The sequence below is a fragment of the Crocosphaera sp. UHCC 0190 genome (assembly GCF_034932065.1).
Classification (GTDB): domain Bacteria; phylum Cyanobacteriota; class Cyanobacteriia; order Cyanobacteriales; family Microcystaceae; genus UHCC-0190.
Genome location: NZ_JAYGHP010000001.1, coordinates 219,303 through 234,006, shown reverse-complemented (window position 1 = coordinate 234,006; position 14,704 = coordinate 219,303). Strand labels below are relative to the sequence as shown.

Sequence of the window (14,704 nt, the reverse complement as noted above, 5' to 3'; positions counted from 1 at the left end):
CCTGATTGTTATCTCTACAATCAAACTATATTTTCTTTCAAAAAGGAGTATTTGGAGTGACAAATATTGCTCCTCGGATTCCCTTAGAATCCCGTAGCGAACTCAGAGATTTGGTCTGTTTTCAACTTCAGCTATTTCTAGAACAAAAAAATTATGAAGGAGTTAAAAACCTTTTAATTCCGGTTCAGGCAGTTGATATTGCTGAGGCGATTGAAGGATTACCAGGTACTTTACAGGTAATTGCTTTTCGCCTTCTTCAAAAACAGATAGCTGTTGAAGTTTATGAATACTTTGATTGTAACATACAACAGTCATTAATTCAAGAATTTCAAGCGCAAGAGGCGATTGATCTTGTCAATCAAATGTCTCCCGATGAACGAGTCAAATTATTTGATGAATTACCGCCCCAATTAGTACGAAAGTTAATTAATCATTTAACCCCAGAGGAACGGGAAGCAACAGCCCTACTGTTAGGATACCGAGGGGATAGCGCAGGGCGTATCATGACTCCTGAATATATTGCCCTAAAGGAACACTTAACAGCTAGACAAGCGCAGGAAAAAATCAGAAGTTTAGCACAGAAATCAGAGGTTAATTATTATCTTTATATCACTGATCAAAATAAACATTTAATGGGCCTGATTTCTCTAAAAGATTTGATTATTTCTGACCCTGAAAAGCCCTTAGAAGAAATCATGAAGCGGGAGGTAATTTGTGCTGATACAGATACAGATCAAGAAGAAGTTGCTAAGTTGATTCAACGTTATGATTTATTAGCATTACCCATTATTGATAAGGATAAAAATTTATTAGGGGTTGTGACTATTGATGACGTAATTGATGTAATTGAAGAGGAAGCAACGGAAGATATTTATAAAATGGGTGGCTTAGAATCTACGGGGTATAATTATTTTGAAGCCAGTTTATTTCATGTTTTCAAACAAAGAATGCCTTGGTTATTGTTATTATTATTTACCAATTCAGCAACGGTAATGATTTTGAGTAACTATGAAGCTATATTAGATGAAGTAGTTGCTTTAGCATTTTTTACACCTTTATTAATTGGTGCAGGAGGTAATGTTGGGGCCCAATCTTCAACGGTTGTTATTCGAGGATTGAGTACCGAAGCGTTAAAAGATAAGAAACCCCTAGAAATTGTTCTCCGTGAATTAGTTAGTGGCGGATTACTCGGACTGATTTTAGGTATATTAGTTATTATCGGAATTTTTCTTTTTTTGGGACATCAAGAAGTTAGTTTGATTGTGGGGATTAGTTTGCTTTGTATCACGATAATTGCAGCAACAACTGGTGCTGCTTTACCCTATTTATTTAGTAAATTAGGGTTTGATCCAGCTTTTATGTCTGCCCCTCTAATTACAACCGTGGTTGACATTTTAGGGATTTTAATTTATCTGAATATGGCCAGATTAATTTTGGGAATTTAAACCGTTATATTATCTATTAAGGATATGGATTTACCATGAATACAGCAACTAGCAATCTGAAAATTGGCCCTCGTAATCTTGGTGATGTTATTAGTCAACAGTTACAATTATTTCTTGAGCAGAAAAATTATGAGGCAGCAAAAACCTTATTATTACCTGTTGCTCCTGTGGATATTGCTGAGGCGATCACTCAGTTACCAAAATCTTTACAACTGCTTGCTTTTCGTCTTCTTAATAAACCTGTTGCTATCGAAGTTTATGAATATTTTAATTCTCCCCTTCAACAATTGCTTTTAACCGAATTTCAAGAGGAAGAAGCGGGAGAAATTATCAATAATATTGCTCCTGATGAGCGGGTTAAACTGTTTGATGAATTACCTCCAATTATTGTCAAACAATTAATCAAAAAATTATCCCCAAAAGAAAGAAAAGTCACCTCTCTTTTATTAGGATATTCCCCTGAGACAGCGGGACGTATCATGACTCCAGAATATATGGAGTTATCAGAAAATTTAACGGTTGAAGAAGCACAGGCTAAAATTCGTGAATTAGCTCAAGATTCTGAAGTATTTTACTATGGCTATATTACGGATCAATTTGGTCGCTTATTGGGAATTGTTTCTTTAAAAGATTTAATTCTAGCTACCCCTGAGCAACCTCTCAATGAGATTATGAAACAAGATATTATTTATGCTTACACAGATACGGATCAAGAAGAAGCTGCTAATTTAATGCAACGCTATAATTTATTAGCTTTGCCTATTTTAGATCGGGGAGAAACCTTATTAGGCGTTGTTACTATCGATGATATTATTGATATTATAGAAACTGAAACAACGGAAGATGTCTATAAAATGGCAGCCGTAGAATCTGAAGGAAATGATTATTTTGAAATTTCCCTATTAAATGTTATTAAAAAACGAATTCCTTGGCTTTTAATTTTATTAGTAACTAATTCAGTTACCGTCTTGATTATGAGTCGTTACGAAGCAGTTTTAGATGCGGTTGTCGCCTTAGCCTTTTTTACCCCATTACTCATTGATACTGGGGGAAATATTGGGGCCCAATCTTCAACGGTTGTTATTCGAGGATTCAGTACCCATGAGTTAAAAAATAAGAAACCTCCCCTCGTAGTTTGGCGAGAATTAATGACAGGAGGAATGCTAGGAATTGTCCTTGGTATTTTAGCCATTGTTTTAGTTTTTATTCTCTTAGGAACGGCTGAAATTGGCATAACAGTCGGTATTAGTTTATTGGTCATTAGTATAATGGCAGCGGCAACAGGTGCCGCTTTACCATTTGTATTTAAGGCTTTAGGATTTGATCCAGCATTAATATCTGGCCCTTTTATCACCACAATTGTTGATATTGTGGGAATTTTAATTTACTTAAATACGGCCAAGTTATTGTTGCCAATATGACTGATTAATCAATTCGAGAAAAGAGCATTTCTCCTTGTACTGCTAATTCTCCATCGACTTTACCTTCTCCTTGCATTTTAGCAATTCTATTCCTTTTGAGGGCTAATAATTCCACCGTCATAATCAATTGATCTCCAGGGACAACGGGACGACGAAACCTGACTTTATCAATACCAGCAAAGGCAAAAAATACCCCTTTCATACCTGGTAATAATGTTAATATAACCCCCCCTACTTGAGCCATAGATTCTACAATTAACACCCCTGGCATAATTGGAAGACTAGGGATATGGCCAGGAAAAAAAGGCTCATTAATAGTCACATTTTTGATACCTACGGCTTTTTTACCAGGTTCATAATCAATAATACGATCAACTAAGGCAAAGGGGTAACGATGGGGTAATAATTCTTGAATTTCTCGAACGGTAAAGGTTGTTTGGATTTTAGGGCTTTCTGTGGTGTTTTCGGCATCATTAACAATATCTCTATCAGTAACACTAGACATGGTGATTAGTAAGTCATCAATAACAATTATCTTTTATCATTGTTTCACATTATTGGGGGTTTCTTGATAGTTTCATTGACCAATTTTTCCACAGTTGTTGGAGAGACTAAGGTATTGGCACATAAAATTCCTGACGCTGCCACTGCGGGAACGCCAATCCCAGGTAAGGTGCTATCTCCTACCCGATACAATCCTTCAATGGGGGTATGACAACTGGGAAACATTCCCTTTCCTGCGGCGATCGCTGGACCATAGCTTCCCTGATGACGACGTAAAAAACGAGCATGGGTTAAGGGGGTTCCAATTAATTCTAAAACTACTCGCTGACGAATATCGGGAATGACTTTTTCAATGGCTTTATAAAGTGATTGCGATCGCTGTTTTTTCTTATTTTCATAATCATCATTTTTTTTCCATCCCTGATAGGGTTCTAAGGTATAAGCATGAATGACATAATGACCATCAGGGGCTAAATTTTTATCCCAAACGGAAGGAATAGAAATCATACAGGTATTACCAGGAACCGTAATATCTTGGTTACTATCATGAACTACTACATGATGTCCTGTTAAATTTTCTAACTCAGATGCTTTTATTCCTAGATGAAGGTGCATGAAACTTTCTACAGAAGGAGTTTTTAATTCTTTTTCTTTATAATTTTTAGGTAAATCTTCTGGGGCTAAAAGATGACCATAAGTATCCCAAACTGTGGCATTAGAAATTACAATTGGGGCTTTTATTATATCACCTTTTCGTAATTTTATACCTGTTACTTTACCTGATTTAACGATTATTTTTTCTACATGATGACTTAAATATAATTCGCCTCCCCATTGTTTAAATCCCTTGATCAAAGCATTAATAATAGCTTCGCTTCCCCCCAGAGGATATTCTACCCCTGCGCGAGTTCTTTCTCCTAACATAAACGCAACTTCAGGAGCAACTGTTCCCTCTGCTTTTAACCCTGATAACAAAAAACATTCGAGATCAATTAAGCGACGCACCCAAGGATCTTTAACTGTCTTATTCATCACATCGCCAACGGAACCTTGAATAATTCCTACTTGAAATAAGGTTTTTAATAAAGCAGGAAAATAGCGAGAAATCAAAACAGGAATTAATTGCCAATCTGCTCGTAATGTGATAGTAGGAATATCTTTTAAACAGTCATATAGTCCTAACATTATCGACTCAAATTGTTCTAATTCTTTGGCTCCTTGTGGCGTAATTTTAGCAACAGCTTGACGATATTTATCTAAATCACTAAAAACCGGAAATTTTCCCTCTGGAAAATGATAGTGTCCCAAGGGATCATAGGGAATAACTTCTAAAGATTCCCCTATTATATCTAAGACTTGTTTAAGGGGATTAAGACTAGGACGCTCTTTCCCTAACCCACAATAAAAAGAAGGGCCAGAATCAAACTTAAACCCTTGACGCACAAAGCTATGAGCAGCACCACCCGCTATGGAATGACTCTCAAAAATAGCGACTTTTTGACCATATCTGGCTAATAAAGCTCCGGCAGTTAATCCACCAATGCCACTACCAATAATAATAATATCAAAACTCATAATTAAGTTTAGGTGAGGAGGTGAGGGGGTCAATATGTGAGGAGAATATGAGCAGAAAAGTTAATCCCTGAATGGCTAAATCCCTAAATTCAAGAAGAAGATTTATCTTTAATTAATGCTCGATATAATCCATAAAGAATAATCCCTAAAATTCCCAGAATAATCACAGAAGTCACTAATTTTAAAATACTATTGAGGACAGATAACCCCACAATTACCCCGACAATGGTAATGCCAACTTTGGTAGGAGTTGCTAATCCTTGATACCAAGTAGCGACACGGGTAAATATACCCTCTGTGTCTTCGTTGGGGTTGAAGGGACGGACAGGGGTAGTTTCTCCGTTGATTTCTGCTTCCAGGTCTTTGAGTCTTTGTTCCCAGTTGGGGGTGTTGCGATCGCTCATCGAATTTTTATCCTAACTCAGTGCTTATCCTTCACCTATGGTAACGAAAGACGTAGTTACTGAACAGTCAGGCCAAAGTAGGGGTCAATGGCCGTTAACCCCGACAACAAGCTTTTTGGTTTTGATTGCAATAAAACATAATTTTTATTAATGAAATCGACAAATATCTTTTTAATTTCTAATGCTTCTCTAAAATGCTCAATTTAGCTTCCCAGAGGCAAATTGGTCGAAAATCAGTCTACGAGTTTGCGCCTTTTGAGGTACTTATGATATCATTATAATGCAAAGTCCCAGGCTTGTTTTAACCAAAAATTATTTGTTAGTTCATTTGTTTTAATTTGGGGGTCAAAATAGCAGTTGCGATCACGGTTGATTTTTTGGGGAACAATCTACCCCAAAATTAGCCTAATATTTAGTAATAATAATCACTGACTAACAATTAAATGGGAAAGCGTTTTAACTGCATAATCGCTTCTTTTGCCGTTGTTCTTAAACTTCCAGCAACCCCTGGCATTTGGGGAATTTGCCATAATAAATCAATAGTTCGTCGTAATAAACGCACTAAGTCCCCTTCATCTAAACTGGTATTTTCACATAAGACTTGCCAGTCAGTGCCTAAAGCCCACTGTTCTATTAACCCCATTAATTCTAACTCTAACCACACAGGAATAGTAATATGATAACGTCGCTGAGTTTGATTCAATAAACGACGCATTTCTCCAATACTAATCCCATGCTCAGGGGACTCCCGAAACAAGCTTAAAACCTCTGGAGAAGGTAAATAATTTGTCCAGGTATCAGGGCGCAAAGTTTCCGTAATAATGGCACTGACAGCAGCCGCTAATTGGTGGGGTTCCAGGTGATTTAAAATACCTGACATAAACACCAATCCTAACCATAATTCATTTTCCCCTCGCATGGTAGCGGCCGCTTCTCCTAAGGGAGTGGGAGTATAACCATCTAAAGCCCCAAACTCCCGTAAGATTTCAATTAGATTCAGAAATTCTTCCCAATAATAAGATTGATGAGATTGTAATTTTTGAAACTTAATTTGACTCAGATGAAGTTGTTCCCGTAAACTCAACCGTTGGTGATGTAATTTTAATAAACGGGTGGCATTTTTTTGTTGTCCCAGGGGATGTTGATCTAATAATTGTTGTGCCTGATCTAAACGGTTTTGTTGATCGATCACTTCTGAGGGTGTCATTCTCTCAAAGGCGCGATCTCTCATCTGCTGACAAATTTCTTCACAACCTTTGTCTCCTTTGGGCCCTTTCCCCAAGGACAAATTTTTAACATTCGGCAGGGTTAAATTATTCAGACAAGAGAGGGGTAAAGAGTCCCCATTGACATCGACAATGTCTCCCCGTTTTACCAAATACCAATAATTATCCCCACCTAAACAGAGTAAATCATGAATTTGGCCCGAACCAGACACCAATGCCACAACGGCAGCTAATTGGGGGTTAGCAATTTTTAAGCGTTTACCTTTTAAATAAACTAAATCTCCGAGGTTTAATTGAGGTAATTGCCCAAAAATTTCTTGTTTACGTCGTTCCTCAGCTTGTTCTGCCAAGGTTGTTAACAGTCTTTCCGCTTCTCTCAAACGGCCTTTTAACTTTTCATACCCTAACAGTTCGCTTTCGGTGATTCCCCCTAATTCAATGTCAAGTTTGGCTAATTCTTGGGTTAAATAGGCGATCGCCTGTTGTTCGGGTTCGAGTTTTAGTTGGGCTAAATATTCGGCAAAACTCTTTTCTAAGAGGTCTTTAGCTTCCGTTAGGGTATGTTTTTGCAGGAGGTTTAAGACCATGCCATAGGAAGGAGTAAAACAGCTTTTCAGGGGTTCTGACTGGGCCGTGGCCAAATAAGCGGCTTCTGTCGCCCCTTCAAAGGGGGTTTGGATAGTGACGACATAGCCCACCTCATCCATGCCTCGTCGTCCGGCCCGTCCCGCAATTTGTAAGAATTCTGACGGAGTTAACATACTGTGGCCCTTGTCTGTCCGTTTAGACAGGGCAGAGATCACGGTAGTTCTCGCGGGCATATTAATTCCGGCGGAAAGGGTGGCGGTGGCAAAAACGACCTTGACTAACCCTGCTTCAAATAATTGTTCCACTAATTCTTTCCACACGGGTAAAATGCCCGCATGGTGGGCGGCAATGCCTCTGGTTAAGGGTTCGAGTTGTTCCCCTCTCACTAACTTACAACTACTGGCCAAAAGATGGAATAAATGGGTTTTACTCTCTTCATCTGCGGCTAAATAGGGGAAAATGCCAGCATCAGGGGCAGGGTTAGTAAAAAAATCCAAAAGGGGTTGATATAAGGGAGGATTTTCAGTTTTAACGGCTTTCAACAGAATTTCTTGTAATTCTGTATTGTTGCCTAAGAAGAAAGTTAACAGGTTGTATTGAATGGCATGGGCTTCTTCTGGGGAAACTAAAACAATGCCACTCAGTTTTTCGACAGCCGTATCACAACCCCGACGACTGAAAATGACATAAATGGCGGGTAAGATGTCCCGTTCATATAATTGTTGAACTACTTTGAAGGTATTGGGGCAGTCTTCTCGTTTAACTCGGTTGCGTTTATTGCGAGGCCCTTTGGGTTTGAGGCGGGGGTTGAGGGCGGTTTGTTGCCCATTGAGTAAGGGATGGAGTCCGGTTTTATTACTAAAATAGAAGCGCAGGGGAACGGGCCGAAAATCTGAGTTAATTAGTTCACATAAACTGACGGATGTGGTGGCAGGATCAATGTTTGGGGCGGTTTTTCGCACTTGGTTGATCCAGTCAGTCAATTCTTCGGGGTTGCCAATGGTGGCCGAAAGGGCCACTAATTGGATGGTGGGGGGACAATAAATGATCGATTCTTCCCAAACTGTACCCCGTCCGCGATCGCTAATGTAATGACATTCATCTAAAATTACCGTGGCCACGTTTTCTAAGGAGGTTCCCACTTGACCAATGGGGGTTTCATAGAGCATATTACGGAAAATTTCTGTGGTCATGATCACGATGGAGGCATTGGCATTGATGACCATATCTCCGGTAATTAAGCCCACAATCTCATTATCGATGCCGTTTTCTGTGGTGGCAAATTGTTCTTGAAAGTCCCTAAATTTCTGATTAGAGAGGGCTTTGAGGGGTGTGGTGTAAAAAACCCGCTTTCCTAAATTTAAGGCGCGATAGATGGCATATTCCCCAAGGACTGTTTTTCCCGATCCCGTGGGGGCGCAAACCACGACAGATTTTCCCTTGGCCAAAGCGGCGATCGCCTGTTCTTGAAATTTATCGAGGTCAAAGGGAAAGAGGTCTTTAATATTTAGTTGCGGCGATGTTAATGGTTGATTCACTCAAAATCACAATATTGTCTACTATAAGGTTAAAACCCTATTTCTATTGTATTCGATTCTTGAAGTTTTCAGAGAAGATCTAGCCGTCTTATTTTAGTTGTAAGACAAATATCCCAGTAAAAGGCCATAGGGCTATGGCCTATGGCAAAAATAAATTTTACCCAGGATTTAGATGGTGAATCGTTAATGATTACGCCCAATTCCTTACCAATTCTCCTAAACTATCCCATAATCTCCCTAAAATTTCTCATAAAAAAATTGCAACCAACTTAATTTTAGGTTATAATTTTAACATGAATAAACTGACAGGGTTTTGATTTTTTGTTAAGGAAAAAGATGTTTTCAATCAACTCACTATTAAAGCAAGTGAAGTTTGAGCCAAGGGTGAGAACTTGACCCAAGGCACAAAATAAACAAGACAAATAGCAATTAAATATGATTACTTCCCAGAAAGTTGATACGGTTCGCCATTACCTTCAAGCAATCGGAAAAACTCCTTTACTCAGTGCTGAAGAAGAAATCAAACTGGCTGAACAAATTCAAGCGATGTTGCCTTTATTGGAAAAAGAGATATTGACTGCAACTGAAGAAAAGATAATTGAAAAAGGACAAAATGCCAGGGCGAAAATGATTGAAGCTAACCTTCGTTTAGTGGTATCGATTGCCAAAAAATATCTGCACAGAGGTTTATCTTTATTAGATTTAATCCAAGAAGGAAGTTTAGGATTAATTAGGGGGGTAGAAAGATTTGATCCCAGTCGTGGCTACAAATTTTCGACCTATGCTTATTGGTGGATACGACAAGGAATGACTAGGGCGATCGCCGAACAAAGTCGTACCATTCGCTTGCCTATTCATATCAACGAAAGCCTCAATAAATATAAAAAATCTCTCCGAGAATTGAGCCTAAAATTAGGCAGAAAACCCACTCAAGCAGAAATTGCTGGCATCATGGATATTTCCGTAGAAAAACTTCAGTTTATTCAACAATCTGCCTTTAGAACAAACACCCGTAGCTTAAATTTAATAATTGATGAAAATCAAACAGAATTAGAACAATTACTCTCTGATGAAGAATCTTTATCCCCCAGTGAGTTTGTCAAAGAACAAGAAAAAACATCTCAAATCGAGAAATTATTAGAAATGCTTTCCCCCAAACAAAGGGAAGTGATCACCTTACGTTTTGGGTTATGTGATGGTAAGCCCCTCAGTTATAAAGCGATTGGAAAACAATGCGGAATTAGTCATGAAAGGGCCCGTCAAATATACAGTCGTGCCATCAGAATTCTCCGACAAAAAAATGCCATATTAGGCAATATTCTTGGATAAGATTATAAATCTAAACAAGTAAGTTGCTGAAGAATAATTTGGCTAAAATGAGCAAGTATGATATGATTTAATCATTCTACTTGTTCCTAAAAATCCTTTATGATTTGGGTTCCTCTCGCTGCTCAAAACTTAACAGAAAAAACTTCCCTTGATTTAGTTAATCAGATTAAGGTTGAACCCATTTCAACGCCTTTATTAGCGCAACCCATTCCCACCACCTACGTCTGTCAGGGAATGGGAAATCCGCCCCTTTTACTATTACATGGTTTCGACAGTTCTTTATTAGAATTTCGTCGTCTTTTTCCTTTATTATCCCAACATCATGAAACTTGGGCCATTGACTTATTAGGATTTGGTTTTACCCAAAGAATGCCTGATTTATCATTGAGTCCCCAAGAAATAAAAACCCACATTTACCATACCTGGAAAACTTTAATTAAACAACCCATGATTTTAGTGGGTGCTTCTATGGGAGGTGCTACCGCCATTGATTTTACCTTAACCTATCCCGATATTGTGAAAAAATTAGTCTTAATTGATAGTGCGGGGTTAGCTTCTCCTCCTAAAATTGGTAAATTTATGTTTCCCCCGTTAGATTATTTATCCACTGCTTTTTTAAAAAATTCTAGGGTAAGACAAAAGATAAGTCAAACCGCTTATTATGATAAAAGTTTTGCTAGTCAAGATGCTCAACTTTGTGCGTCTTTACATCTTAATTGTGAGAGATGGAGTCAAGGATTAATTACCTTTACAAAAAGTGGTGGTTATGGCTCCTTTAAGGATGAGCTAGGAAAAATAGAACAATCTACCTTGATTTTATGGGGAGAAAATGATAAAATTTTAGGGGGAAAAGATGCTGAGCAGTTTAAACAATTAATTCCCAATAGTCGATTAACTTGGATACCGAAATGTGGTCATGTTCCCCATTTAGAAAAACCAGAATTAACGGCACAAGCCATTCTTGAGATCTCATCAAATAACTAAACAAACAAAGCCCGGCGATCCAGGCTTTGCTCCTAATAGCATCAGGCTTTAGCCTGTATGTATATAGTTGTTTATTTTACTTAGGATTATTAGGATATAAAGGTTGTTGATCCAGGGAACCTAAACGGTTAAATGGCCAAAACCGAACAAAGGCTTTACCGATAATTTTATCTTTAGGAACAAAACCCCAATAGTGAGAATCGTAACTATTATTCCGATTGTCTCCCAAGACTAAATATTGTCCAGGGGGAACCGTAACTGGCCCATAATTATACTCAGGATCTTCAGAAATGTATTTTTCTGATATTCTTTGGCCATTGACATAAACATGAGCACTTTTTACTTCAATGCTTTCCCCTGGCAACCCAATAATCCGTTTAATAAACGCATCATGAAAATCCTGGGCTTCTAAGGTTTTTGTTGGGTTAAAAACCACCACATCTCCCCGCACGGGTTCTTTAAAATGGTAGCTCAATTTTTCAATAATTAAGCGATCATTAATTTCTAAAGTCGGTTCCATGGAAGATGAAGGAATGTAACGTGCTTCCGCGACAAAAGTCCGAATTCCCAAGGCAAGAATTACCGCCGTAACAACGGTTTTAGTCAGTTCAACCCAGGGATTTTCTGGGGGAGAATTGGAGTTTTTATTTTTATCTTGTTTCAAGCTTCGAGTCATAGTATTTGGATAGAGTGGGAGGTAAGGGAATCAATAAATCGAAAAGTTAAGGTAACGAATGTTTGATTATTAGTTTAACGAAACCCTGGTCAATGGGAAGATTAAAGTATTCTTGAATTTATTTTAGGGGGACTCATCCTCAAATGACACAACTTCTTATTCGTCACGCTCGTATTCTCTTACCAGATGGTGAATTTTTCCTCGGAGATGTTCTCGTGAGACAGGGTAAGATCATCGAGGTTGCCTCAGAGATTTCCGAAACAAACCTTAATACCATCATAGACGCTAGAGGACTGACTTTGTTACCGGGAGTTATTGATCCACAAGTACATTTTCGGGAACCTGGATTAGAACACAAAGAAGACCTGTTTACGGCGAGTTGTGCTTGTGCTAGGGGAGGAGTAACTTCTTTCCTGGAAATGCCGAATACGCTGCCTTTAACCACCACTCAAGCCATATTAGATGATAAGTTAGATCTAGCGGCACAAAAATGTCTGGTCAATTATGGTTTTTTTATCGGTGCAACCCCTGATAATTTCCCTGACTTATTAACCGCTAATCCGACCTGTGGTATTAAAATTTTTATGGGGTCTGCTCATGGGGCCTTATTAGTGAGTCGAGAACAGGAATTAGAGCCAATTTTTGCCCAAGGAAGCCGTTTAATTGCGGTTCATGCGGAAGATCAAGCCAGAATTATACAACGTCGTCAGGAATTTGCGGGTATTACTGATCCTGCTATCCATTCGCAAATTCAGGATGAAACAGCGGCCCTAAATGCGACAAAATTAGCTTTAAAATTGTCGAAAAAGTATCAACGACGCTTACATATTTTACACCTTTCCACAGGGATAGAAGCGGAATTTTTGCGGCAAGATAAACCCAGTTGGGTGACAGCAGAAGTTACCCCCCAACATTTGCTATTAAATACAGATGCTTATGAAAAAATTGGCACTTTGGCCCAGATGAACCCACCTTTAAGATCTCCTGAAAACAATCAGATTTTGTGGCAAGCTTTATTAGATGGGGTGATTGATTTTATTGCCACAGATCATGCACCTCATACCTTAGAAGAAAAGGGGAAAGGTTATCCTAATACGCCTTCGGGAATGCCTGGAGTAGAGACTTCTTTGCCGTTAATGTTAACTCAAGCAATGACAGGAAAATGTACGGTTGCTCAAGTATCTCATTGGATGTCTACTGCACCAGCAAAGGCGTATAAAATTCCCAACAAAGGCTTAATTAAATCTGGTTATGATGCAGATTTGATCTTAGTTGATCTGGATAATTATCATCCGGTTTTACGGGAAGAATTACAAACTAAATGCGGTTGGAGTCCCTTTGAGGGGTGGAATTTAACGGGATGGCCAGTGATTACTATTGTGGGGGGCAATGTAGTTTATGAACAGGGTAAATTAAATACAGAAGTTAGGGGGAAAGCGTTACAATTTGAAGCGTAACTCAATTTTATTATGAATCAATTTAGATATCAGTTTAATCAGCCAATCCCAAACGGATTTACTCTGATTGCTTCGGGATATTATGAGTTTGTAATTAAATACAAGCGAACGGGAATGGGGTGTATGAATGCTTTTCTTATTGTGTGCTTAGTTTTATGGCTTCCTTTTTGTTTGTTAATTTTACCTTTTTTATTAAATTTAAGAGCCTGGTTATTTATAGTAATTCCATTGTTTATGTGGGGCTTTGCTATTGGATTTATTTATTTAATTATTTACTCACTTTTTTGTCAGAAAACATTTTATTTTGATGACAATAATCTTACTATAGAAACAAAAATATTAGTATTAAGATGGGAACAAAAAGTTCAAAAAAACTTTATAAAAAGCGTCATTCAAATTCAAGATGGAGGAGAAGATGAAGACAGTTTTCCAAGTTGGGGGTTAAACGTTGAAGCCAATAAACAAGTAAGTGTAATCTATAGACAGCCTTATGAAAAAAGCCATTGGCTTGGACAAATTATTGCGGAATGGGCAAAGGTCGATTTTATTAAAAGCTAATTTGTCAACGATTTTTTATTATATTACTTTGGTTTTAATTTAGATTAATTTTCTCACTCATTTAAACAATTTTCCAGCATTTTGAAGTCTGGTAATGCAGTTTGTGCGCCTTCTTTTGTGGTGGTTAATGCTCCCACAATTGCCCCCCATTTCAAGGCTTCTTTGAGGGGTAAACCTCGATCTAAAGCGGCTGCTATTCCTCCATTAAAGCCATCTCCTGCCCCAACAGTATCAACGGATTTAACAGCAAAAGGTTTAACAAAATCTCGTTCTTTTTCTGTCCCATAAAATGCTCCTTTTTCCCCTAGTTTAATAATGACAATTTTTACCCCTTTTTCGAGAAAAATATTAACAGCTTGATTCAGCTTTTCTTGATCAGTTATTTCAAAACCTACTAATCGAGCAGCTTCTGTTTGATTGGGTGTAATAATATCAATTAATGGATAAAAACGATCAGGAAAGTTATCAGGAACAGGGGCCGGATCAAGCATCACTGTTACCCCGAACTTTTTAGCCGCGATCGCCGCAGATTGTACGGCTTCTAAAGGAACTTCTAACTGTAACAATAAAAGACTGGTTTTAGGTAAAATATTATTAAGACGATGCACATCAGATTGCTCGACCTTACCATTAGCCCCAGGAACAACAATTATCGTATTTTCTCCCCCTGTTTCCACATTAATCATTGCCACCCCTGACGAGCTATTTTTATCAATAAAAACCCCTTGAGTATTGACTCCAAAATTATTTAAACTAGCTAATAATTCCTGTCCAAAACTATCACCGCCAACCCGTCCCACCAAATAGGTTGATGCACCCAGTCGCGCGGTTGCAACTGCCTGATTAGCTCCTTTTCCACCCCCTAGGGTCAGAAAATGATCCCCTGTTACGGTTTCTCCTGGTTGGGGTAAACGATGGGTTTGAACCACCAGATCCATATTAATACTACCAAAAATAATAATGCTCATCATTCCCTCTGATCAATTATCATAAATTATA

12 protein-coding genes are annotated in these 14,704 nt (G+C 38.2%); 6 read left to right on the top strand and 6 right to left on the bottom strand.

Annotated features, from left to right (window positions below; translation table 11 throughout):
- Positions 1-56: 56 nt before the first annotated feature.
- The gene (gene mgtE / locus VB715_RS01165) at positions 57-1,445 is read left to right on the top strand and encodes a magnesium transporter (protein ID WP_323299361.1); all 1,389 of its coding nucleotides are present in this window, start codon (positions 57-59) and stop codon (positions 1,443-1,445) included.
- Between the two features lie 35 nt (positions 1,446-1,480).
- A complete protein-coding gene (gene mgtE, locus VB715_RS01160; RefSeq protein ID WP_323299360.1) occupies positions 1,481-2,866 on the top strand; it encodes a magnesium transporter in 1,386 nt (461 codons plus the stop codon).
- A 4-nt stretch (positions 2,867-2,870) separates the two neighbouring features.
- Here the strand turns inward: mgtE (VB715_RS01160) and fabZ are convergent, their stop codons facing one another.
- The 4 genes from fabZ to VB715_RS01140 form a co-directional block, all read right to left on the bottom strand.
- Positions 2,871-3,371 carry a 3-hydroxyacyl-ACP dehydratase FabZ gene (gene fabZ / locus VB715_RS01155; RefSeq protein ID WP_323299359.1) on the bottom strand — a complete coding sequence of 167 codons (501 nt, stop codon included), beginning with the start codon at positions 3,369-3,371 and terminating at the stop codon, positions 2,871-2,873.
- A gap of 44 nt (positions 3,372-3,415) precedes the next feature.
- Positions 3,416-4,945 carry an NAD(P)/FAD-dependent oxidoreductase gene (locus VB715_RS01150; RefSeq protein WP_323299358.1) on the bottom strand — a complete coding sequence of 510 codons (1,530 nt, stop codon included), beginning with the start codon at positions 4,943-4,945 and terminating at the stop codon, positions 3,416-3,418.
- 89 nt (positions 4,946-5,034) lie between these two features.
- On the bottom strand, positions 5,035-5,349 hold the full coding sequence (locus tag VB715_RS01145) for a hypothetical protein (protein ID WP_323299357.1): 315 nt from the start codon (positions 5,347-5,349) through the stop codon (positions 5,035-5,037).
- A gap of 439 nt (positions 5,350-5,788) precedes the next feature.
- The gene (locus VB715_RS01140; protein WP_323299356.1) at positions 5,789-8,701 is read right to left on the bottom strand and encodes a DEAD/DEAH box helicase; all 2,913 of its coding nucleotides are present in this window, start codon (positions 8,699-8,701) and stop codon (positions 5,789-5,791) included.
- A gap of 435 nt (positions 8,702-9,136) precedes the next feature.
- On the opposite strand from VB715_RS01140, the gene VB715_RS01135 reads away from it, so the two are divergent.
- Both VB715_RS01135 and VB715_RS01130 read left to right on the top strand, forming a co-directional pair.
- Positions 9,137-10,030, top strand: a complete 894-nt coding sequence (locus tag VB715_RS01135; protein WP_323299355.1) for a sigma-70 family RNA polymerase sigma factor — start codon at positions 9,137-9,139, stop codon at positions 10,028-10,030.
- Positions 10,031-10,129: 99 nt separating this feature from the next.
- Positions 10,130-11,014 (top strand): alpha/beta hydrolase, encoded by an 885-nt coding sequence (locus tag VB715_RS01130; protein ID WP_323299354.1) that lies wholly within the window; start codon positions 10,130-10,132, stop codon positions 11,012-11,014.
- Positions 11,015-11,090: 76 nt separating this feature from the next.
- On the opposite strand, the gene lepB is transcribed toward VB715_RS01130, so the two are convergent.
- Positions 11,091-11,690, bottom strand: a complete 600-nt coding sequence (gene lepB / locus VB715_RS01125; RefSeq protein ID WP_323299353.1) for a signal peptidase I — start codon at positions 11,688-11,690, stop codon at positions 11,091-11,093.
- A 143-nt stretch (positions 11,691-11,833) separates the two neighbouring features.
- Here lepB and VB715_RS01120 point away from each other — a divergent pair, with 143 nt between their 5' ends.
- Both VB715_RS01120 and VB715_RS01115 read left to right on the top strand, forming a co-directional pair.
- Positions 11,834-13,147, top strand: coding sequence for a dihydroorotase (locus VB715_RS01120; protein ID WP_323299352.1), 1,314 nt, complete (start codon positions 11,834-11,836; stop codon positions 13,145-13,147).
- A 12-nt stretch (positions 13,148-13,159) separates the two neighbouring features.
- The gene (locus VB715_RS01115; protein WP_323299351.1) at positions 13,160-13,705 is read left to right on the top strand and encodes a hypothetical protein; all 546 of its coding nucleotides are present in this window, start codon (positions 13,160-13,162) and stop codon (positions 13,703-13,705) included.
- A gap of 53 nt (positions 13,706-13,758) precedes the next feature.
- Here the strand turns inward: VB715_RS01115 and rbsK are convergent, their stop codons facing one another.
- A complete protein-coding gene (gene rbsK, locus VB715_RS01110; protein WP_323299350.1) occupies positions 13,759-14,676 on the bottom strand; it encodes a ribokinase in 918 nt (305 codons plus the stop codon).
- Positions 14,677-14,704: the final 28 nt, after the last annotated feature.

Coding starts and splice junctions, on each gene's coding strand:
- lepB (WP_323299353.1), bottom strand. CDS start 11,690: ATGACTCGAAGCTTGAAACAAGATAAAAATAAAAACTCCAATTCTCCC.
- VB715_RS01120 (WP_323299352.1), top strand. CDS start 11,834: ATGACACAACTTCTTATTCGTCACGCTCGTATTCTCTTACCAGATGGT.
- mgtE (WP_323299360.1), top strand. CDS start 1,481: ATGAATACAGCAACTAGCAATCTGAAAATTGGCCCTCGTAATCTTGGT.
- fabZ (WP_323299359.1), bottom strand. CDS start 3,371: ATGTCTAGTGTTACTGATAGAGATATTGTTAATGATGCCGAAAACACC.
- VB715_RS01115 (WP_323299351.1), top strand. CDS start 13,160: ATGAATCAATTTAGATATCAGTTTAATCAGCCAATCCCAAACGGATTT.
- VB715_RS01145 (WP_323299357.1), bottom strand. CDS start 5,349: ATGAGCGATCGCAACACCCCCAACTGGGAACAAAGACTCAAAGACCTG.
- VB715_RS01130 (WP_323299354.1), top strand. CDS start 10,130: ATGATTTGGGTTCCTCTCGCTGCTCAAAACTTAACAGAAAAAACTTCC.
- VB715_RS01150 (WP_323299358.1), bottom strand. CDS start 4,945: ATGAGTTTTGATATTATTATTATTGGTAGTGGCATTGGTGGATTAACT.
- VB715_RS01135 (WP_323299355.1), top strand. CDS start 9,137: ATGATTACTTCCCAGAAAGTTGATACGGTTCGCCATTACCTTCAAGCA.
- rbsK (WP_323299350.1), bottom strand. CDS start 14,676: ATGATGAGCATTATTATTTTTGGTAGTATTAATATGGATCTGGTGGTT.